Raw genomic sequence first — 18,663 nt, 5'->3', positions numbered from 1 at the left:
GCGCGGATCGTAGAATGGCCGGGTTTCCCACCCCGGATCCTCTCCCCATGATCGCTGACACCCCTCTTCTCCCGCGCGCCCGCTACGCGGGTCTCGACGGCCTCCGCGCGGTCGCCGTCGCGCTCGTCGTGGTCTATCACCTGTTCCCCGGCTGGTGGCTGCGTGGCGGGTTCGTCGGTGTCGACGTCTTCTTCGTGATCAGCGGATTCCTCATCACCTCGCTGCTGCTGCGCGAGCACGATGAGACCGGTCGCGTCGCGCTCGGAGCCTTCTGGCGCCGTCGGGCGCGACGGCTGCTGCCGGCCCTGCTGCTCGTCCTGACGGTGGGTGCGAGCGCGGCATGGCTGATCGGGGGCGACGTGCTCGTGGGTCTGGGGCGACAGCTCCTCGGCGCGCTCGTGTTCGGGTACAACTGGACCGCTGTCGTGGACGGCGCGGACTACTTCGGCTCCGGGGGCGGTGAACTCTTCCGCAACCTCTGGTCCCTCGCCGTCGAGGAGCAGTTCTACCTCGTCTGGCCGCCGCTGCTGCTCGCTCTCCTGCTGCTTCCCCGCGCCTGGATGCGCGTGGCCGCTGCACTGATCATGGCGGCCGCATCAGCGGTCTGGATGGCGGTCATCGTCGCGTCCGGCTCCGCAGACCCGCTCACTCTGGGCGCGCGCGTCACCCGCGCCTACTTCGGGACCGATTCACACGCCTTCGGCCTCCTTCTCGGCGTCGCCGCCGCGTTCACGTGGCGCGCGGCCCTGCGCGTCGAGCGCGGCTGGATGCGACGGCCGGACGTTCGAGGCGGCGTGTCCGCGATCGGCGCCGCCGCTCTCGCGGGCCTCGTCCTGCTGGCGACGATCGGACAGAGCCAGAGCAGCGTGACCTTCCCCGGCGCACTTGTCGCGGCGAGCGGACTCACCGCGATCGTGGTCGTGGCGGGGGCGTGGCCCGGGTCGCTGCTGGGCCGGGCGCTGGATGCCGCACCCCTGCGGTGGGTCGGCGAACGCTCGTACGGTCTGTATCTCTGGCATTGGCCCGTGTTGGTGCTGCTGGTCGCCGCCTGGCAGGGCACGAGCATCGATCGCCCGTTCCCCGCGACGATCGGCGCCGCCGCACTGGCCGTGACAGTCGCTCTGTCGGCACTGTCCTATCGGTTCCTCGAGATGCCGGTGCGCCGCCGCGGAGTCCGTCAGGTCTTCTCCGACCTCCGACGAGCGTTCGCGTCGAGCGCGCGCCGTCGAGCGAGGGCCGTCGGGGTCACGGCGACCTGCCTGCTGCTCATCGCCGGAACCGCCGCCGCTGTCGTCTCGGCTCCGGCTGTCTCCAGCGGCGAAGCCGTGGTCACCGCCGGCATGGACGCGCTGCAGGATCAACCCACGCCGACGAACGCGGGAGGGGACCCCGACGACGACATCGTCACGGGCGACGAGGTCACCGCCGTCGGCGATTCCGTGATGCTCGCCTCGGCCCCCAGCCTGCTCGCCGCGCTTCCCGGGGCGGACGTGGACGCCGTCGTCTCGCGTCAGATGTCCGCGGCTCCCGACATCCTGCGATCCCTCGCCGGCTCGGGCCGACTGCGCGAGTTCGTCGTCCTGGGTCTGGGCACCAACGGCTCGATCTCGCAGCGAACCCTCGATCAGGTGATCGAGGCCATCGGCCCCGAGCGTCAGCTCGTGCTCGTCACCGCGTCCGCACCCCGATCCTGGATTCCCGGCGTCAATGCCGAGCTCGCAGCGTTCGCCCGCACGCATCGCGGAGTCCAGATCGCGGACTGGCAGTCGGCGATCGCACCGCGTCCCGACCTGCTCGCCGGCGACGAAGTGCACCCGGGGGATGCGGGCGGCAGGATCTACGCCGACGTCGTGGTCACCGCCCTCGCCGACGCACAGCGGGCGAAGGCACGGTTCTCCGCGTTCGCGGCCCAGCGTGCCTTCGAGCAGGAGCTGCGCCGGTCCCAGCTGTTCCAGGCGCCCGGCTCGCCCGACGCGGGCTGAGCGGGCGGTCACGCCCGTCCCCGGACACCTCACCGTAAACGGCGCGAACCCCGCGGGATCCGAAGATCACGCGGGGTTCGCGGTGCAAAGGGGCCGGGACGGGTCCCGGCGGGTCCGATTACTCGGACTTCTTCTCCTCCGACTCGGCCGGAGCCTCGTCAGCGGTGGCCTCGGACGCCTCGGGGGCATCCTCGACGACAGTCTCCTCGGCCGGAGCCTCTTCGACAACCGTCTCCACGGCGGGGGCTTCCTCGACGGGAGCCTTCTCGACCTTGGCGGCCTTCTTGGCGGGGGCCGCCTTCTTCTTGGTGACGGGCTCGAGCACGAGCTCGATCACGGCCATGGGAGCGTTGTCGCCCTTGCGGTTGCCGATCTTCGTGATGCGGGTGTAGCCGCCCTCACGCTCGGCGACCAGGGGCGCGATCTCGGTGAACAGGACGTGCACGACTTCCTTGTCACCGATGACCGAGAGCACGCGACGGCGCGCGTGCAGGTCGCCGCGCTTTCCGAACGTGATGAGACGCTCGGCGAGCGGACGCAGGCGCTTGGCCTTGGTCTCGGTCGTCGTGATCGACTTGTGCGTGAACAGTGCCGCGGCAAGGTTCGCCAGCAGAAGACGCTCGTGTGCGGGGCCGCCTCCGAGGCGGGGTCCCTTCGTGGGCTTGGGCATTCTCAGTTACTCCAGGATTTCGCGGGTGAGCCGGATCAGGCGTTGTCTTCTTCGTATCCGCCGTAGAAGTGGGCGCCGTCGAAACCGGGCACCGAGTCCTTCAGCGACAGACCGAGCGAGACGAGCTTGTCGCGCACCTCGTCGACCGACTTCTGACCGAAGTTGCGGATGTTCATGAGCTGCGTCTCCGAGAGGGCGACCAGCTCGGACACCGTGTTGATGCCCTCGCGCTTGAGGCAGTTGTACGAGCGCACCGAGAGATCGAGGTCCTCGATGGGCATCGACAGCTCGTTGGAGAGGACGGTCTCGACCGGCGCGGGGCCGATCTCGATGCCCTCGGCCTCGACGTTCAGCTCGCGGGCGAGGCCGAACAGCTCGGTCAGGGTGCGGCCGGCCGACGCGACGGCGTCGCGCGGGGCGATCGAGGGCTTGGTCTCGACGTCCAGCACGAGCTTGTCGAAGTCGGTGCGCTCACCGGCACGGGTGGCCTCGACGCGGTAGCTGACCTTGAGCACCGGCGAGTAGATCGAGTCGATCGGGATCTGACCCGCCTCGGCGTACTCGTTGCGGTTCTGCGTGGCCGACACGTAGCCGCGGCCGCGCTCGATCGTGAGCTCGAGCTCGAAACGAGCGGTGTCGTTGAGGGTCGCGATGACCAGCTCGGGGTTGTGCACCTCGACGCCGGCCGGAGCCGAGATGTCGGCGGCGGTCACTTCGCCCGCGCCCGTCTTGCGCAGATAGGCCGTGATGGGCTCGTCGCGCTCGCTCGAGACGACCAGCTGCTTGATGTTCAGGATGATCTCGGTGACATCCTCCTTCACACCGGGGATGGTGCTGAACTCGTGCAGCACGCCGTCGATGCGGATGCTGGTGACAGCAGCACCGGGGATGGACGAGAGGAGGCTGCGACGCAGCGCGTTGCCGATGGTGTAACCGAAGCCGGGCTCGAGCGGCTCGATGACGAAGCGGCTGCGGAACTCCCCGATCTTCTCCTCGGTCAGAGTGGGACGCTGTGCGATGAGCACGATGTGTTCCTTTCGGCTAAGTGCCCGCTATATGACACTTGCGTGGATGAGGTGTTGAGTTTTTCTCGCGGATGCCGGGGCGCACCGTCAGGCGGCGCGCCCCGGCATCCAGAAGCTGTGAGACGTCAGACGCGGCGACGCTTGGGCGGGCGGCAGCCGTTGTGCGCCTGCGGCGTGACGTCCTGGATCGACCCCACCTCGAGGCCGGCAGCGGTCAGCGAGCGGATCGCGGTCTCGCGGCCCGAACCCGGACCCTTCACGAAGACGTCGACCTTCTTGACACCGTGCTCGGCGGCCTGACGGGCGGCCGACTCGGCGGCCATGCCGGCCGCGTACGGGGTCGACTTGCGCGAGCCCTTGAAGCCCACTCCACCGGAGGACGCCCAGCTGATGACAGCGCCGGACGGGTCGGTGATCGAAACGATCGTGTTGTTGAACGTCGACTTGATGTGGGCGTGACCCACGGCGATGTTCTTCTTCTCCTTGCGGCGGGGCTTGCGCGCCGCGGACTTGGCCTGTGCCATGTGCGTGTTCTCCTAAACCCTGGGGGCCGCGCCTTAGCGCGCCTTCTTCTTGCCGGCGACGGTGCGCTTGGGACCCTTGCGCGTGCGGGCGTTGGTCTTCGTGCGCTGACCGCGCACGGGCAGGCCGCGGCGGTGACGCAGGCCCTCGTAGGAGCCGATCTCGACCTTGCGGCGGATGTCGGCGGCGACCTCACGACGAAGATCACCTTCGACCTTGTAGGTGCCTTCGATGTAGTCGCGGAGCGCGACGAGCTGGTCGTCGGTCAGATCCTTGACGCGGATGCTCTCGTCGATCGAAGTCGCCTTCAGGATCTCGACGGAGCGGGTACGGCCGATGCCGTAGATGTACGTGAGTGCGATCACCACGCGCTTGTCGCGCGGGATGTCGACGCCGGCAAGACGTGCCATGCGGCTCTCCTAGGAGTGAGTGGAGGTGTGGAGCAGGATCGGTGCCCGGGCCTCCGCCCGAGGTGTCCCCCTTGCGGGATCTGATCCTGCCTGTTGTTCGTTGTTCAGTTGTGGGAGCGGATGCGGCCACCAGCCGCATCCGCCGACTGCTCGTCAGCCCTGGCGCTGCTTGTGGCGCGGGTTGGACTTGCAGATGACCATGACGCGTCCGTGACGACGGATCACCTTGCAGTGATCGCAGATCGGCTTGACGCTGGGGTTGACCTTCATGATGCTTCCTGTTCGCTGTCTTCGTGCTCCGAAGCGGAGCCGTTACTTCTCGACCGGATCAGCGGTAGCGATAGACGATGCGGCCGCGCGTGAGGTCGTAGGGCGAGAGCTCCACGACGACGCGGTCCTCGGGGATGATGCGGATGTAGTTCTGCCGCATCTTGCCGGAGATCGTGGCGAGCACCTTGTGCCCGTTGCTCAGCTCGACGCGGAACATCGCGTTGGGCAGAGCCTCGGAGATCACGCCTTCGATCTCGATGACACCGTCTTTTTTAGCCATAGCCTCGCTACCCTCGTGCAGACCGGTCGATCTGCGGTGGATGGGATTCGGTGCCGGAAACGCCTCGACGGCGACACGCCAACGAAGGCGCAAAGCACCAAAGATCAACTATAGGTGATAGAGCCGCATCGCGCCACTCGACGCGTGGCGCGATCGCTCCAGCCCGCTCAGGAGATCCGGCTGAGGATGTCCGTCTGCGGGTTGTACGTGATCTGCACCAGATCACCGTTGACGCGCAGCGTCGGCGTTCCCGTGGCACCGTCCGGCAGCGATCGGGACTTCGCGAACTTGATGTACGCGTTCGAGGTGATCGCGTTCTCGAGGTCGGAGGTGACATTCACACCCGCTCCCCGCGCAAGATCCACCAGCTGCTCGTCGGTCAGGCCGGTCGAGTTCTCGGCGGGCTGGTTCGCGTACAGCGCCTGCAGGAAGGCGTAGGCGTTGTCGGGGTCGGCGGCGGCGACGGCGTACATGGCACTGGCGGCGCGACTCGAGTACTCGGTGCCCTGCGAGAGGCGGTCCAGGATCGCGACGGGATACACGTTCAGGGTGATGTCGCCCGACGAGACGAGGCCCTGGATCGTCTCGCCCTCCGTCTGCTCGAACTGGTTGCAGTAGGGGCACATGAAGTCGATGTAGGTGTCGACGGTGTGCTCTCCCGTGCCGAACGAGATCGCGCCCGTGGAGGAATCGATGTTGGAGGCCTCAGGCGCCTTGCCCGGGTCTGCAGCCACGTTGTTGAAGACGACGACGAGACCGCCGACGACCACGATTGCGACGACAGCGACGACGCTGATCCAGATCGCGAACCAGTTTGTCTTGCCCTTTGCCGCTGCCATGACGCTCTTTCCTACTCGATTTCGACCGGCTTCACACCATACGGAGCCAACCCCGCGGCCCCGCCGTCGGGGGCCGTGAGAACCCAGATGCCTCCATCATGGACGGCGACGCTATGTTCCCAGTGGGAGCCGGCCGAACCGTCGACCGTGGAGACGGTCCACTCGTCGTCTTCGACGAACGTCGCCTCGGAACCTGCGACCACCATCGGCTCGATGGCCAGCACGAGGCCGGGCTGGATGCGAGGGCCCGGATCCGGCACGCGGTAGTTGAACACCGAGGGCGCCTCGTGCATCTTGCGGCCGATTCCGTGGCCGACGTAGTCGCGCAGGATGCCGTACTCCCCCGCGGCGGTGATGTGATCCTCGACGGCGGCGCCGATCTCACCGATGTGGCGTCCGGTCGCCATCGCGGCGATCCCGGCCCACATGGAGCCCTCCGTGACCCGTGACAGCTCCTGCCGCGCTGCGACGAGCTCGGGCCGCTCGGGATCGGGCAGGACGATCGTGATGGCCGAGTCGCCGTTCCAGCCGCGGAACTGCGCTCCCGCGTCGATGGAGACGATGTCGCCGGCCGCGAGCACCCGGTCGCCGGGGATCCCATGGACGACCTGCTCGTTGACGGACACGCACGTCGTGTGACGGTAGCCGCGCACGAGCTGGAAGTTCGACTCCGCACCGCGGCCGGTGATCACGGCGGCAGCCGCCGCATCCAGGTCAGCCGTCGTCACGCCGGGAGCGATCATCTCCCGCACCGCCTGCAGAGCGGCAGCAGTGATCAGCCCCGGCTCGACCATCTGACGCAGTTGCGCCGGGGTCTTGTAGATGGAGCGTCGCAACACGGCTCAGGACGCCGGCGTCAGCCCGCGTGCGATCAGAGCCGTGAGGATGCGCTCGGTGATCGCGTCGAGGGAGCCGATGCCGTCGATCGCGATGACGAGGCCGCGCTCGCGGTACACGTCGAGGATCGGCGCCGTCTCGTTCTCGTAGATGCTCAGCCGGTGCGCGATGACCTCGGCCGTGTCGTCGGTACGACCCTGCTCCGCGGCACGCTTGGTCAGACGGGCGATGCTCTCGTCGCGCGGCACGTTCAGTTCGATCACGGCGTCGAGGCTCTCGCCTCGCTCCTCCAGGAAGGCGTCGAGGTCGCCCACCTGGCCGAGGTTGCGGGGGTAGCCGTCGAGGAGGAAGCCGGGAGCCGCGTCGTCCTGGGCGAGCCGGTCGCGCACGACGGCGCTGGTGAGCTCGTCCGGGACGAGGTTCCCCGCCGCGATGATGGCCTGCACCTGCTGGCCGAGAGCGGTGCCCTCGGAGATGTTCGCGCGGAACACGTCGCCCGTCGACACAGCCGGAACGCCGAACGCCTCGGCGATCCGCACGCCCTGCGTGCCCTTGCCGGAGCCCTGGGGCCCCACGATCAGCAGGCGCGCGGTCATCGCAGGAGCCCTTCGTAGTGGCGCTGCTGCAGCTGCGCGTCGATCTGCTTCACGGTCTCGAGTCCGACACCCACCATGATGAGGATCGAGGTGCCGCCGAACGGGAAGTTCTGGTTCGCCCCCACTGTCGCCAGGGCGATCAGCGGAATCAGTGCGACCAGACCCAGGTAGATCGAGCCTGGCAGCGTGATGCGGGTGAGCACGTAGTCGAGGTACTCCGCCGTGGGACGGCCGGCACGGATGCCGGGGATGAATCCGCCGTACTTCTTCATGTTGTCGGCGACATCGACCGGGTTGAAGGTGATCGCGACGTAGAAGTAGGTGAACCCGACGATCAGCAGGAAGTACAGCAGCCAGTACAGCGGGTGGTCGCCACGCGTCAGGTAGTTCTGGATCCACACGACCCAGCCCGGCAGTGCGCCGTCGGCATCCGGAGTCTGGTTGAACTGCGAGATCAGCGCGGGGATGTAGAGCAACGACGAGGCGAAGATGACCGGCACCACGCCCGCCATGTTGACCTTGATCGGGATGTAGGTGTTCGTCCCGCCGTAGGTGCGGCGGCCCACCATCCGCTTCGCGTACTGCACAGGGATGCGGCGTTGGGACTGCTCGACGAACACGACGAGGGCCACGATCACGACACCGACTGCGAGGACGAGCAGGAAGACCTCGAAACCGCGGGCCTGCCAGATCGACCACATCGCGGCCGGGAAGGTCGCAGCGATCGAGGTGAAGATGAGCAGCGACATGCCGTTGCCGATACCGCGCTCGGTGACGAGCTCGGCGAACCACATGATGAGGCCGGTACCGGCGGTCATCGTGATGATCATGAGCAGCTGGGCCCACCACGCGTCGTTCGTCAGCAGCTGCTCGCAGGAGGCGACACCGGTGTTGCCGAAGAGCTGGCCGCTGCGCGCGACGGTCACGAGGGTCGTGGACTGCAGCAGGGCGAGGGCGATCGTCAGGTAACGCGTGTACTGCGTCAGACGAGCCTGGCCCGACTGGCCCTCCTTGTAGAGGGTCTCGAAGTGCGGGATGACCACGCGCAGCAGCTGAACGATGATCGTCGCGGTGATGTAGGGCATGACACCCAGCGCGAAGATCGACAGCTGAAGAAGCGCGCCGCCCGAGAAGAGGTTGACGAGCGAGAGCACGCCCTGCGTGTTCGACGTGTCGGCGAGACACGACTGAACGTTCGGGAAGTCGACGAACGGCGACGGCACATGTGCACCGAGACGGTACAGCACGATGATGCCCAGGGTGAAAGCGATCTTCCGACGCAGGTCAGGCGTGCGGAACACGCGCGCGATGGCGCTGAACACGTGGATTCCTCCAGAAAGGGTTCCCGGCGCAGGAGGCGCACAGATCACCAGGGTATCCCACCCCGCGCGTGACGAGCGGCCGCATCCTCCGGGTATGCGACAGGGGCCGGAGAGATCCTCCGGCCCCTGCACGCGGCTTACTTGACGGTGCCGCCCGCGGCGACGATCTTCTGCTCAGCGGAGCCGGAGACCTTGTCGACCTCGACGTTCAGCTTCACCGAGATCTCGCCGGTGCCGAGCACCTTGACCTTCTCGTTCTTGCGAACCGCACCCTTGGCGACCAGATCGACGACGGTCACGTCGCCACCGGACGGGTACAGCTCCGCGAGCTTGTCCAGGTTCACGACCTGGTACTCGACGCGGAACGGGTTCTTGAACCCGCGCAGCTTCGGGGTGCGCATGTGCAGCGGCATCTGCCCGCCCTCGAAGCCGGCCTTGACCTGGTAGCGGGCCTTCTGGCCCTTGGTGCCACGGCCGGCGGTCTTACCCTTGGAGCCCTCACCACGACCGACGCGGGTCTTGGCGGTGTTGGACCCGGGGACGGGACGAAGGTGGTGCACCTTCAGCACGCCCGGACGCGCCACGGCGACGTCCTTCTTCTCCGCCTTGGGCGCAGCGGCCTTCTTGGCGGCGGGCTTACGGGTCGTCTTGGCAGCGGGCTTCTCAGCCGCCTGCTCGACGTTCTCGTTCTCAGCCATTAGTCGATCTCCTCAACCTTCACGAGGTGAGCGACGGCCTTGACGTAACCGCGCGTCTGCGCGTCGTCGGGGCGGACGACCGAGTCGCCGATCCGCTTGAGGCCGAGGCTGCGCAGCGTGTCACGCTGGTTCTGCTTCTCGCTCACCTTGGACTTGACCTGCGTGACCTTCAGACGCTGAGCCATCAGGCACCTACCTTCGATGCGGCCGCGGCCTCAGCCTCGGCGCGAACCAGACGGGCCGGAGCGACCTGGTCGAAGTCGAGGCCACGACGGGCAGCCACCTGACGCGGCTCCTCGAGCTGCTTCAGGGCCTCGACGGTCGCGTGCACGATGTTGATCGTGTTCGACGAGCCGAGGGACTTCGAGAGGACGTCGTGGATACCGGCGCACTCGAGCACGGCGCGCACGGGGCCACCGGCGATAACACCGGTACCGGCAGCGGCGGGACGCAGCAGGACGACGCCCGCAGCGGCCTCACCCTGAACCGGGTGCGGGATGGTCGATCCCGAACGGGGGACGCGGAAGAAGTTGCGCTTGGCTTCCTCGACACCCTTCGAGATCGCGAGCGGGACCTCACGGGCCTTGCCGTAGCCGACACCCACCACACCGTTGCCGTCACCGACGACAACGAGAGCGGTGAAGCTGAAGCGACGGCCACCCTTGACGACCTTCGACACGCGGTTGATGGTCACGACGCGCTCGAGGAACTGGCTCTCCGAGCGGTCGCGCGACCCGCGGTCACGCTGGTTGGCGTTGCGCTCACGGCCACCGCGACGCGGCTCCCGCTCACGCTCGGCGGGCGCCGTCTCCGTCGCCGCCGCCTGAGTGGCATCGGTCACTTCGGTCTCCTGGTTGGTGTTCGTTGCATCGCTCACAGGTTCAGCCCTCCTTCGCGGGCGCCCTCGGCGATCGCGGCGACACGACCGGCGTAGCGGTTGCCGCCACGGTCGAAGACGACGTCAGCCACGCCGGCAGCCTTCGCGCGCTCGGCGACGAGCTCGCCGACCTTGCGGGCCTTCGAGGTCTTGTCGCCGTCGAAGCCACGCAGATCGGTCTCGAGGGTGGACGCACTGGCCACGGTGTGGCCCTTGCTGTCGTCGACGACCTGCACGAAGACGTGGCGGGCCGAACGGGTCACGACGAGGCGGGGGCGCTCGGCGGTGCCGACGATCTTCTTGCGAAGACGCGAGTGGCGACGAGCGCGGGCCTCGGACTTGGAAGTCACGGCCATGGTTACTTACCAGCCTTTCCGGCCTTGCGCCGGACGACCTCGCCGGCGTAGCGCACACCCTTGCCCTTGTACGGCTCGGGCTTGCGGATCTTGCGGATGTTGGCAGCGGCCTCACCGACGGCCTGCTTGTCGATCCCGCTGACGGTGAGCTTGTTGTTGCCCTCGACCGTGAACGTGATGCCCGCAGGCGGGTCGACCAGGACGGGGTGCGAGAAGCCCAGCGCGAACTCGACGGACGAGCCCTTCTGCGCGACGCGGTAACCCGTACCGACGACCTCGAGGCCCTTGGTGTAGCCCTGGGTGACGCCGATGATGTTGTTGTTGATGAGCGTGCGGGTCAGGCCGTGAAGCGACCGCGACTCGCGCTCGTCGTCGGGGCGGGTGACGAGAACCTGGTTCTCCTCCACCTTGACCTCGATCGGGTGGGCAGCGGTGAGCGTGAGCTCACCCTTGGGGCCCTTGACGGAGACATCCTGGCCGGACACCGAAACGGTGACGCCGGCGGGGATGTCGATGGGAAGACGTCCGATACGCGACATATCAGGTCACCACACGTAGGCGAGGACTTCCCCACCCACGCCCTTCGACTCGGCCTGACGGTCCGTGAGGAGGCCAGAGGAGGTGGACAGGATCGCGACGCCGAGGCCGCCGAGGACCTTGGGGATCTCGGTCGACTTCGCGTACACGCGGAGGCCGGGCTTCGACACGCGCTTGATGCCGGCGATCGACCGCTCGCGGTTCGGGCCGTACTTCAGCGTGAGCGTCAGCGTCTGGCCGACACGCGCATCGGTGACCTCCCAGCCGGAGATGTAGCCCTCCTGCTGGAGGATCTCGGCGATGTGGGTCTTGAGCTTGGAGCTCGGCAGCGACACGGAGTCGTGGTGCGCCGAGTTCGCGTTGCGCAGACGGGTCAGCAGATCTGCGACCGGGTCTGTCATCGTCATGATGGTTTTCCTTCGTTCACCAGGTTTCGACCGCCGTTACACGACGGCCGACCTGTGGTGGATGCCGACGGATGCCGGCACGGGGGTGTTACGCCTGAGCGTCCGCCTGGCGGAACGGGAAGCCGAGGTGGCGCAGCAGAGCGCGGCCCTCGTCGTCCGTGTTCGCCGTGGTGACGATCGTGATGTCGAAACCGCGGACGCGATCGATCTTGTCCTGGTCGATCTCGTGGAAGACCGACTGCTCCTGCAGACCGAACGTGTAGTTGCCGTGGCCGTCGAACTGGCGCTCGTTCAGACCACGGAAGTCGCGGATGCGGGGCAGCGCGAGGTTCACGAGACGGTCGATGAACTCCCAGGCGCGGTCGCCGCGCAGGGTGACGTGCGCACCGATGGCCTGTCCCTCACGCAGCTTGAACTGCGCGATCGACTTGCGGGCCTTCGTGACGACCGGCTTCTGGCCGGTGATCTTGGTGAGGTCGTCGACCGCGCCATCGATCACCTTGCTGTCGCGAGCTGCCTCGCCGACACCGGTGTTCACGACGACCTTGACCAGACCGGGGATCTGCATGACGTTCGCGTAACCGAACTCGTCCTGCATCGCCTTCTTGATCTCGGCGTTGTACTTCTGCTTCAGGCGGGGCTGGGTCTTGCCAGCCTCCGCGGCAGTGGCGGTGCTCATCAGAGGTCCTTACCTGACTTCTTCGCGTAGCGCACGCGGACGGTGCGCTTGACGCCGTCCTTGACCTGCTCCTCGACACGACGGCCGACACGGGTCGGCTTCTTGGTCGAGGGGTCGACGAGGGCGACGTTGGAGATGTGGATGGGGGCTTCGGTCGTCTCGATGCCACCGGTCTTGGTGCCGCGCTGGGTCTGGCCGACCCGCGTGTGCTTGGTGACGTAGTTGACGCCCTCGACGATGACGCGGTTCTGCTCGGTCAGGACCTTGCGGACCTTGCCCTGCTTGCCGCGGTCGCCGCCCTTGTCCTGCTTCTTACCAGTGATGACCTGAACCAGGTCACCTGCCTTGATCTTGGCCATGAGGGTCAGATCACCTCCGGAGCGAGCGAGACGATCTTCATGAACTTCTTGTCACGAAGCTCACGACCGACCGGGCCGAAGATACGGGTGCCGCGGGGCTCCCCGTCGTTCTTCAGGATGACGGCGGCGTTCTCGTCGAACTTGATGTAGGAACCGTCGGGACGACGGGTCTGCTTGACGGTGCGGACGACGACGGCCTTGACCACGTCGCCCTTCTTGACGTTGCCGCCGGGGATCGCGTCCTTGACCGTGGCGACGATGACGTCGCCCAGGCCGGCGTAGCGCCGGTTGGAGCCGCCGAGCACACGGATCGTGAGCAGCTCCTTGGCGCCGGTGTTGTCGGCGACCTTGAGGCGGGATTCGTTCTGAATCACTTGTTACTCCTTGGGTTCCAAGTAAGCCCGAGGCTTACTTGGCCTTCTCGAGGATCTCGACCAGGCGCCAGCGCTTGGTGGCGCTGAGCGGGCGGGTCTCGTTGATGAGCACCAGGTCGCCGATGCCGGCGGTGTTGCCCTCGTCGTGCGCCTTGACCTTGGAGGTGCGGCGGATGACCTTGCCGTAGAGCGGGTGCTTCACACGGTCCTCGACCTCGACGACGATGGTCTTGTCCATCTTGTCGCTGACGACGTAGCCGCGGCGTGCCTTGCGGTAGCCACGGGCGCCGGCGTCACGGACGTCGTGCTCCGAGCTCTCGTGCCCAGCGGCCTGCTCGACCTCTGCAGCCTTCTTCGTGGTGGCCATCACTCAGCCTCTCCTTCGGCGGCGGCCGAGGTGTCCTCGGTCTTCTTCGCCTTCGTCTTCTTCGCCTTCGCCGGCTCAGCGGCGACGGGCGTGGCACGGATGCCCAGCTCGCGCTCGCGGATCACGGTGTAGAGCCGCGCGATGTCGCGCTTGACCGCACGGATGCGGCCGTGGCTCTCGAGCTGGCCGGTGGCCGACTGGAAGCGCAGATTGAACAGCTCTTCCTTGGCCTTGCGCAGCTCCTCGACGAGGCGCTGGTCTTCGAACGTGTCGAGCTCGCTCGGGGCGAGCTGCTTGGTGCCGATCGCCATTACGCGTCGCCCTCCTCGCGCTTGATGATGCGTGCCTTCAGCGGCAGCTTGTGGATGGCACGGGTCAGCGCCTCGCGAGCGAGCTGCTCGTTGACGCCCGCGACCTCGAACAGGACGCGGCCCGGCTTGACGTTCGCGACCCACCACTCGGGCGAGCCCTTACCCGAACCCATGCGGGTCTCGGCGGGCTTCTTGGTCAGCGGACGGTCGGGGTAGATGTTGATCCACACCTTTCCACCACGCTTGATGTGACGCGTCATGGCGATACGAGCGGACTCGATCTGACGGTTGGTCACGTAAGCGGGGGTCAGCGCCTGGATGCCGAACTCGCCGAACGACACCTGGGTGCCGCCGGTGGCCTGGCCGTCACGCTTGGGGTGGTGCTGCTTGCGGTACTTGACCTTGCGGGGAATAAGCATCAGGCAGACGCTCCTTCTGCGACGGGGGCCTCGTTGCGGGGGCCACGACGACGGTCGCCACCACGGTCGTCGCGACCGCGGGACTTCGGCGCGTTGGCCTGCTCGCGAGCGAGTTCCTTGTTGGTGAGGTCGCCCTTGTAGATCCAGACCTTCACGCCGATGCGGCCGAAGGTGGTCTTGGCCTCGTAGAAGCCGTAGTCGATGTTCGCACGCAGGGTGTGCAGGGGCACACGGCCTTCGCGGTAGAACTCCGAACGGCTCATCTCGGCGCCGCCGAGGCGGCCGGAGACCTGGATGCGGATGCCCTTGGCGCCGGCGCGCTGAGCGCCCTGCAGGCCCTTGCGCATCGCGCGGCGGAAGGCCACACGTGCGGAGAGCTGCTCGGCGATGCCCTGCGCGACGAGCTGAGCGTCGGCCTCGGGGTTCTTGACCTCGAGGATGTTCAGCTGGATCTGCTTGCCGGTGAGCTTCTCGAGGTCGCCGCGGATGCGCTCGGCCTCCGCACCACGACGGCCGATCACGATGCCGGGACGCGCGGTGTGGATGTCGACGCGCACGCGGTCACGGGTGCGCTCGATCTCGATGTTGCTCACGCCTGCACGGTCGAGGCTCGACAGCAGGAGCTTACGGATCTTGATGTCCTCGGCCACGTAGTCGGCGTAGCGCTGTCCGGGCTTCGTCGAGTCCGAGAACCACCGCGACACGTGGTCGGTGGTGATGCCGAGGCGGAAGCCGTACGGGTTGACTTTCTGTCCCATTACTTGCTCGCCTTCTTGCTCTGGGCCGGGGCGGTCTCTGCCACCTCGGGCGTCGCCAGGACGACGGTGATGTGGCTGGTGCGCTTCTTGATCTGGAACGCTCGGCCCTGGGCGCGGGGCTGGAAACGCTTGAGCGTCGTGCCCTCGTCGACGAACGCGTTCTTGACGAACAGATCCTGCTCGTCGAAGAACTCGCCTGCCGCATCCGCCTTCACACGGGCGTTCGCGATCGCCGAGGCGACCAGCTTGTAGATGGGCTCGCTGGCGCTCTGCTGCGCGAACTTCAAGATCGCGAGAGCTTCTTCAGCCTGCTTGCCCTTGATGAGAGCGACGACACGACGAGCCTTCTGAGGGGTCACGCGGATGTGTCGCACGCGTGCGATGGACTCCACCATTTCTTCTCCTCTGCGTCACCGCGTCAGCGGCGACGGCCCTTCTTGTCGTCCTTCACGTGGCCGCGGAAGGTGCGGGTGGGCGCGAACTCGCCCAGCTTGTGGCCGACCATGGTCTCGCTCACGAACACGGGGATGTGCTTGCGACCGTCGTGGACCGCGATCGTGTGACCGAGCATCGCGGGCACGATCATCGATCGGCGCGACCAGGTCTTGATGACGTTCTTGGAACCCGCCTCGTTCTGCGAGACAACCTTGCGAAGCAGGTGCTCGTCGACGAAGGGGCCCTTCTTCAGACTGCGTGGCATCTTCTTGACTCCTACTTGCGCTTCTTGCCGGCGGTGCGACGGCGGACGATGTACTTGTCGCTTTCCTTGTTGGCGTGGCGGGTGCGGCCCTCGGCCTTACCCCACGGCGTGACCGGGTGGCGTCCACCGCTGGTCTTGCCCTCGCCACCACCGTGCGGGTGGTCGACCGGGTTCATCGCGACACCGCGGACGGTCGGGCGGACGCCCTTCCAGCGCTTGCGGCCGGCCTTGCCCCAGTTGATGTTCGACTGCTCGGCGTTGCCGACCTCGCCGATCGTCGCGCGGCAGCGCGCGTCGACGTTGCGGATCTCGCCGGAGGGCAGACGAAGCTGCGCGTAGGGACCGTCCTTCGCGACCAGACGCACGCTGGCGCCGGCGGAGCGGGCCATCTTCGCGCCGCCGCCGGGGCGGAGCTCGATGGCGTGGATGACGGTACCGGTGGGGATGTTGCGCAGCGGCAGGTTGTTGCCGGGCTTGATGTCAGCGCCGGCGCCCGACTCCACGATGTCGCCCTGCTGCAGCTTGTTGGGCGCGAGGATGTAACGCTTCTCGCCGTCCACGTAGTGCAGCAGCGCGATGCGCGCGGTGCGGTTGGGGTCGTACTCGATGTGAGCGACCTTCGCGTTGATTCCGTCCTTGTCGTTGCGACGGAAATCGATCACGCGGTACTGGCGCTTGTGGCCACCACCGATGTGACGCGTCGTGATGCGGCCCTGGTTGTTACGTCCACCGGTCTTGCTCAGCGGGCGCAGCAGGGACTTCTCGGGCGTCGATCGCGTGATCTCGGCGAAGTCCGCCACCGACGAGCCGCGACGACCGGGGGTCGTCGGCTTGTACTTGCGAATAGCCATAATCTGTGTCCTCTATCCCGACCGTCAGCCGACTGCCGTGAAGATGTCGATGGTGCCCGACTTCAGGGTGACGATGGCGCGCTTGGTGTCCTTGCGCTTGCCGATGCCGAAGCGGGTGCGGCGGGCCTTGCCGACGCGGTTGATCGTGTTGACCGAAGCGACCTTGACACCGAAGATCTTCTCGATGGCGAGCTTGATCTCGGTCTTGTTGGCGCGGGTGTCCACGTAGAACGTGTACTTGCCCTCGTCGATCAGCCCGTAGCTCTTCTCGGAGACGACCGGCTTCAGGATGATGTCGCGCGGGTCCTTGTTGACGGCGGTCATGCCGAGACCTCCTCGGTGGCGGTCCGCGACGCGACGAACGCGTCGTAGGCGGCCTTGGTGAAGACGATGTCGTCGGAGACGAGCACGTCATAGGCGTTCAGCTGGTCGAAGGCGAGCACGTGGACGTACGCGAGGTTGCGCACGCTCAGCAGGCTCAGCTCGTCGTCACGCTCGATGACGACGAGGACGTTCTTCGCGGGGGTCAGCGCGTTCAGCACCGCGGCAGCGGCCTTCGTCGAGGGAGCACCCTCGACGCCGAACGAGTCGACGATGTGCAGACGCTCGCCGCGAGCACGGTCGCTCAGCGCGCCCAGAAGAGCGGCCGCGATCATCTTCTTGGGCGTGCGCTGCGAGTAGTTGCGCGGCTTCGGACCGTGGACGATGCCACCGCCGGTCATGTGCGGCGCACGGATCGAGCCCTGACGGGCGTTACCCGTGCCCTTCTGCTTGAAGGGCTTGCGGCCGGCACCGGAGACCTCGCCACGACGCTTGGTCGAGTGCGTGCCCTGGCGAGCCGCCGCGAGCTGCGCGACGACGACCTGGTGGATGAGGGGGATGTTCGTCTTGACGTCGAACAGGGCGGCGGGCAGCTCCACGGAGCCGGCCTTCTTGCCGTCTGCCTTCACGACGTCGAGCGCGAGAGTCGAGTCAGCCATGTTCTCAGGCACCCTTCACTGCGTTGCGGACGTAGACGATGCGGCCACGAGCGCCGGGCACAGCGCCCTTGACGAGCAGCAGACCCTTCTCGGCGTCGACGGCGTGCACCGTGAGGTTGAGGACGGTCACGCGCTCGCCACCCATGCGGCCGGCCATGCGCATGCCCTTGAAGACGCGGCTGGGCGTCGACGAGGCACCGATGGAACCGGGCTTGCGGTGGTTGCGGTGCGCACCGTGCGAGGCGGAGACGCCCTTGAAGTTGTGGCGCTTCATGACACCCGCGGTGCCCTTGCCCTTGCTGGTGCCGACGACGTCGACCAGCTTGCCCGCTTCGAAGACACCGTCGACCGTGAGCTCCTGACCGAGTGAGTAGTCAGCGGCGTTCGCGGTGCGGATCTCGGTGACGTGGCGGCGCGGCGTGACGCCGGCAGCCTCGAAGTGGCCCTCGAGGGGCTTGGTGACCTTGCGGGGGTCGATCTGACCCGCAGCGATCTGAACGGCGTTGTAGCCGTCCTTCTCGGGAGTGCGGATCTGCGTGACCACGTTCGGGGTGATCTGGATGACCGTGACGGGGACGAGCTTGCCCTGCTCGTTCCAGACCTGGGTCATGCCGAGCTTGGTGCCCAGGAGGCCCTGGGAGATCTTGGAGTTGATGTCAGCCATGTCGAACCTCAGAGCTTGATCTCGATGTTGACGTCGGCCGGAAGGTCGAGACGCATCAGCGAGTCGACGGCCTTGGGCGTCGGGTCGATGATGTCGATGAGGCGCTTGTGGGTGCGCATCTCGAAGTGCTCGCGGCTGTCCTTGTACTTGTGGGGCGACCGGATGACGACCACGACGTTCTTCTCGGTCGGCAGCGGCACGGGGCCGACGACGGTGGCGCCGGCTCGGGTCACGGTGTCGACGATCTTGCGCGCCGAGCTGTCGAGCCCCGCGTGATCGTACGACTTCAGGCGAATGCGGATCTTCTGTCCCGCCATAGTCTGCTCACTCTCTTTCTCGCGTCATACCTCTGAGGGCATCGGACGCACGGTGACGCTTGCGCGCCGGGCACTTCTCCCGCTTTCGCGGTGATGCTGCACCACTGTTCTCGTGTCAAACCGACGTCTTCCGACGCCGGCCCCGCACTCCACGCGCAGTGCACGCCCGTTTCCGGGAAGAAGTGTGGGAGATGTCGTTCTGCTGCCCGCGGCCTAGACCCCGCGCTCGAGGCGCTGATCTATGCACTGCCCTGGC

The 18,663-nt window shown here is 67.0% G+C and carries 31 protein-coding genes; 1 reads left to right on the top strand and 30 read right to left on the bottom strand.

Annotated features, from left to right (window positions below; all coding sequences use genetic code 11):
* The first annotated feature begins 47 nt into the window (after positions 1-47).
* The gene (locus LXM64_RS02715) at positions 48-1,982 is read left to right on the top strand and encodes an acyltransferase family protein (protein WP_234074512.1); all 1,935 of its coding nucleotides are present in this window, start codon (positions 48-50) and stop codon (positions 1,980-1,982) included.
* A gap of 118 nt (positions 1,983-2,100) precedes the next feature.
* On the opposite strand, the gene rplQ is transcribed toward LXM64_RS02715, so the two are convergent.
* The 30 genes from rplQ to rpsJ all read right to left on the bottom strand — a co-directional run bounded on the left by rplQ (position 2,101) and on the right by rpsJ (position 18,407).
* Positions 2,101-2,652 (bottom strand): 50S ribosomal protein L17, encoded by a 552-nt coding sequence (gene rplQ, locus LXM64_RS02710; protein WP_234074511.1) that lies wholly within the window; start codon positions 2,650-2,652, stop codon positions 2,101-2,103.
* Between the two features lie 35 nt (positions 2,653-2,687).
* Positions 2,688-3,677, bottom strand: coding sequence for a DNA-directed RNA polymerase subunit alpha (locus tag LXM64_RS02705; RefSeq protein WP_137418030.1), 990 nt, complete (start codon positions 3,675-3,677; stop codon positions 2,688-2,690).
* Positions 3,678-3,802: 125 nt separating this feature from the next.
* Positions 3,803-4,201, bottom strand: a complete 399-nt coding sequence (gene rpsK / locus LXM64_RS02700; RefSeq protein ID WP_039395885.1) for a 30S ribosomal protein S11 — start codon at positions 4,199-4,201, stop codon at positions 3,803-3,805.
* A 33-nt stretch (positions 4,202-4,234) separates the two neighbouring features.
* A complete protein-coding gene (gene rpsM, locus LXM64_RS02695; RefSeq protein WP_137418031.1) occupies positions 4,235-4,609 on the bottom strand; it encodes a 30S ribosomal protein S13 in 375 nt (124 codons plus the stop codon).
* A 153-nt stretch (positions 4,610-4,762) separates the two neighbouring features.
* The gene (gene rpmJ, locus LXM64_RS02690; protein WP_005050492.1) at positions 4,763-4,879 is read right to left on the bottom strand and encodes a 50S ribosomal protein L36; all 117 of its coding nucleotides are present in this window, start codon (positions 4,877-4,879) and stop codon (positions 4,763-4,765) included.
* A gap of 58 nt (positions 4,880-4,937) precedes the next feature.
* Positions 4,938-5,159 carry a translation initiation factor IF-1 gene (gene infA, locus LXM64_RS02685; RefSeq protein ID WP_017201569.1) on the bottom strand — a complete coding sequence of 74 codons (222 nt, stop codon included), beginning with the start codon at positions 5,157-5,159 and terminating at the stop codon, positions 4,938-4,940.
* 167 nt (positions 5,160-5,326) lie between these two features.
* Positions 5,327-5,998 (bottom strand): DsbA family protein, encoded by a 672-nt coding sequence (locus tag LXM64_RS02680; RefSeq protein WP_137418032.1) that lies wholly within the window; start codon positions 5,996-5,998, stop codon positions 5,327-5,329.
* Between the two features lie 11 nt (positions 5,999-6,009).
* Complete coding sequence (gene map / locus LXM64_RS02675; RefSeq protein WP_267955121.1) at positions 6,010-6,837, bottom strand: type I methionyl aminopeptidase; 828 nt, start codon at positions 6,835-6,837, stop codon at positions 6,010-6,012.
* A gap of 3 nt (positions 6,838-6,840) precedes the next feature.
* Positions 6,841-7,431 carry an adenylate kinase gene (locus LXM64_RS02670; RefSeq protein ID WP_234074510.1) on the bottom strand — a complete coding sequence of 197 codons (591 nt, stop codon included), beginning with the start codon at positions 7,429-7,431 and terminating at the stop codon, positions 6,841-6,843.
* Positions 7,428-8,753 carry a preprotein translocase subunit SecY gene (gene secY, locus LXM64_RS02665; RefSeq protein WP_137418035.1) on the bottom strand — a complete coding sequence of 442 codons (1,326 nt, stop codon included), beginning with the start codon at positions 8,751-8,753 and terminating at the stop codon, positions 7,428-7,430. Before secY ends, LXM64_RS02670 begins: the two co-directional genes overlap by 4 nt.
* 137 nt (positions 8,754-8,890) lie before the next feature.
* Positions 8,891-9,451: a 50S ribosomal protein L15 gene (rplO, locus tag LXM64_RS02660; protein ID WP_234074509.1), complete on the bottom strand. Its 561-nt coding sequence runs from the start codon at positions 9,449-9,451 to the stop codon at positions 8,891-8,893.
* Positions 9,451-9,636, bottom strand: coding sequence for a 50S ribosomal protein L30 (gene rpmD / locus LXM64_RS02655; protein WP_137418037.1), 186 nt, complete (start codon positions 9,634-9,636; stop codon positions 9,451-9,453). Before rpmD ends, rplO begins: the two co-directional genes overlap by 1 nt.
* Positions 9,636-10,328, bottom strand: a complete 693-nt coding sequence (gene rpsE, locus LXM64_RS02650) for a 30S ribosomal protein S5 (protein ID WP_137418038.1) — start codon at positions 10,326-10,328, stop codon at positions 9,636-9,638. The genes rpmD and rpsE overlap by 1 nt, the downstream gene beginning before the upstream one ends.
* Positions 10,325-10,684, bottom strand: coding sequence for a 50S ribosomal protein L18 (gene rplR / locus LXM64_RS02645; RefSeq protein WP_137418039.1), 360 nt, complete (start codon positions 10,682-10,684; stop codon positions 10,325-10,327). Before rplR ends, rpsE begins: the two co-directional genes overlap by 4 nt.
* A gap of 2 nt (positions 10,685-10,686) precedes the next feature.
* Entirely contained in the window at positions 10,687-11,223 is a 537-nt protein-coding gene (rplF, locus tag LXM64_RS02640) for a 50S ribosomal protein L6 (RefSeq protein ID WP_137418040.1), read from the bottom strand.
* A 6-nt stretch (positions 11,224-11,229) separates the two neighbouring features.
* On the bottom strand, positions 11,230-11,628 hold the full coding sequence (rpsH, locus tag LXM64_RS02635) for a 30S ribosomal protein S8 (RefSeq protein WP_137418041.1): 399 nt from the start codon (positions 11,626-11,628) through the stop codon (positions 11,230-11,232).
* 88 nt (positions 11,629-11,716) lie between these two features.
* Positions 11,717-12,307 (bottom strand): 50S ribosomal protein L5, encoded by a 591-nt coding sequence (gene rplE, locus LXM64_RS02630; RefSeq protein WP_137418042.1) that lies wholly within the window; start codon positions 12,305-12,307, stop codon positions 11,717-11,719.
* Positions 12,307-12,666, bottom strand: a complete 360-nt coding sequence (gene rplX / locus LXM64_RS02625) for a 50S ribosomal protein L24 (protein WP_137418043.1) — start codon at positions 12,664-12,666, stop codon at positions 12,307-12,309. The genes rplE and rplX overlap by 1 nt, the downstream gene beginning before the upstream one ends.
* A gap of 5 nt (positions 12,667-12,671) precedes the next feature.
* On the bottom strand, positions 12,672-13,040 hold the full coding sequence (rplN, locus tag LXM64_RS02620; protein WP_045246799.1) for a 50S ribosomal protein L14: 369 nt from the start codon (positions 13,038-13,040) through the stop codon (positions 12,672-12,674).
* A gap of 34 nt (positions 13,041-13,074) precedes the next feature.
* A complete protein-coding gene (rpsQ, locus tag LXM64_RS16030) occupies positions 13,075-13,407 on the bottom strand; it encodes a 30S ribosomal protein S17 (RefSeq protein ID WP_267955120.1) in 333 nt (110 codons plus the stop codon).
* The gene (gene rpmC, locus LXM64_RS02610; protein ID WP_137418045.1) at positions 13,407-13,718 is read right to left on the bottom strand and encodes a 50S ribosomal protein L29; all 312 of its coding nucleotides are present in this window, start codon (positions 13,716-13,718) and stop codon (positions 13,407-13,409) included. Before rpmC ends, rpsQ begins: the two co-directional genes overlap by 1 nt.
* The gene (rplP, locus tag LXM64_RS02605) at positions 13,718-14,137 is read right to left on the bottom strand and encodes a 50S ribosomal protein L16 (RefSeq protein WP_137418046.1); all 420 of its coding nucleotides are present in this window, start codon (positions 14,135-14,137) and stop codon (positions 13,718-13,720) included. Before rplP ends, rpmC begins: the two co-directional genes overlap by 1 nt.
* Positions 14,137-14,895 carry a 30S ribosomal protein S3 gene (gene rpsC, locus LXM64_RS02600; protein WP_137418047.1) on the bottom strand — a complete coding sequence of 253 codons (759 nt, stop codon included), beginning with the start codon at positions 14,893-14,895 and terminating at the stop codon, positions 14,137-14,139. Before rpsC ends, rplP begins: the two co-directional genes overlap by 1 nt.
* Positions 14,895-15,290: a 50S ribosomal protein L22 gene (rplV, locus tag LXM64_RS02595; protein ID WP_137418048.1), complete on the bottom strand. Its 396-nt coding sequence runs from the start codon at positions 15,288-15,290 to the stop codon at positions 14,895-14,897. The genes rpsC and rplV overlap by 1 nt, the downstream gene beginning before the upstream one ends.
* Positions 15,291-15,313: 23 nt before the next feature.
* Positions 15,314-15,595: a 30S ribosomal protein S19 gene (rpsS, locus tag LXM64_RS02590; RefSeq protein ID WP_053546372.1), complete on the bottom strand. Its 282-nt coding sequence runs from the start codon at positions 15,593-15,595 to the stop codon at positions 15,314-15,316.
* Between the two features lie 11 nt (positions 15,596-15,606).
* Positions 15,607-16,446 carry a 50S ribosomal protein L2 gene (gene rplB / locus LXM64_RS02585; RefSeq protein ID WP_137418049.1) on the bottom strand — a complete coding sequence of 280 codons (840 nt, stop codon included), beginning with the start codon at positions 16,444-16,446 and terminating at the stop codon, positions 15,607-15,609.
* Between the two features lie 24 nt (positions 16,447-16,470).
* Positions 16,471-16,770: a 50S ribosomal protein L23 gene (gene rplW / locus LXM64_RS02580; RefSeq protein WP_137418050.1), complete on the bottom strand. Its 300-nt coding sequence runs from the start codon at positions 16,768-16,770 to the stop codon at positions 16,471-16,473.
* The gene (rplD, locus tag LXM64_RS02575; RefSeq protein ID WP_234074508.1) at positions 16,767-17,426 is read right to left on the bottom strand and encodes a 50S ribosomal protein L4; all 660 of its coding nucleotides are present in this window, start codon (positions 17,424-17,426) and stop codon (positions 16,767-16,769) included. Before rplD ends, rplW begins: the two co-directional genes overlap by 4 nt.
* A gap of 4 nt (positions 17,427-17,430) precedes the next feature.
* Positions 17,431-18,090: a 50S ribosomal protein L3 gene (gene rplC / locus LXM64_RS02570; protein ID WP_137418052.1), complete on the bottom strand. Its 660-nt coding sequence runs from the start codon at positions 18,088-18,090 to the stop codon at positions 17,431-17,433.
* Positions 18,091-18,098: 8 nt separating this feature from the next.
* Complete coding sequence (rpsJ, locus tag LXM64_RS02565; protein ID WP_045246810.1) at positions 18,099-18,407, bottom strand: 30S ribosomal protein S10; 309 nt, start codon at positions 18,405-18,407, stop codon at positions 18,099-18,101.
* Positions 18,408-18,663: the final 256 nt, after the last annotated feature.

Origin of the sequence: Microbacterium binotii (assembly GCF_021398715.1) — a bacterium.
Classification (GTDB): Bacteria; Actinomycetota; Actinomycetes; order Actinomycetales; family Microbacteriaceae; genus Microbacterium; species Microbacterium binotii_A.
The sequence above is the reverse complement of the archived record's forward strand: the minus strand, read 5'-3'. Positions and strand labels throughout refer to the sequence as shown.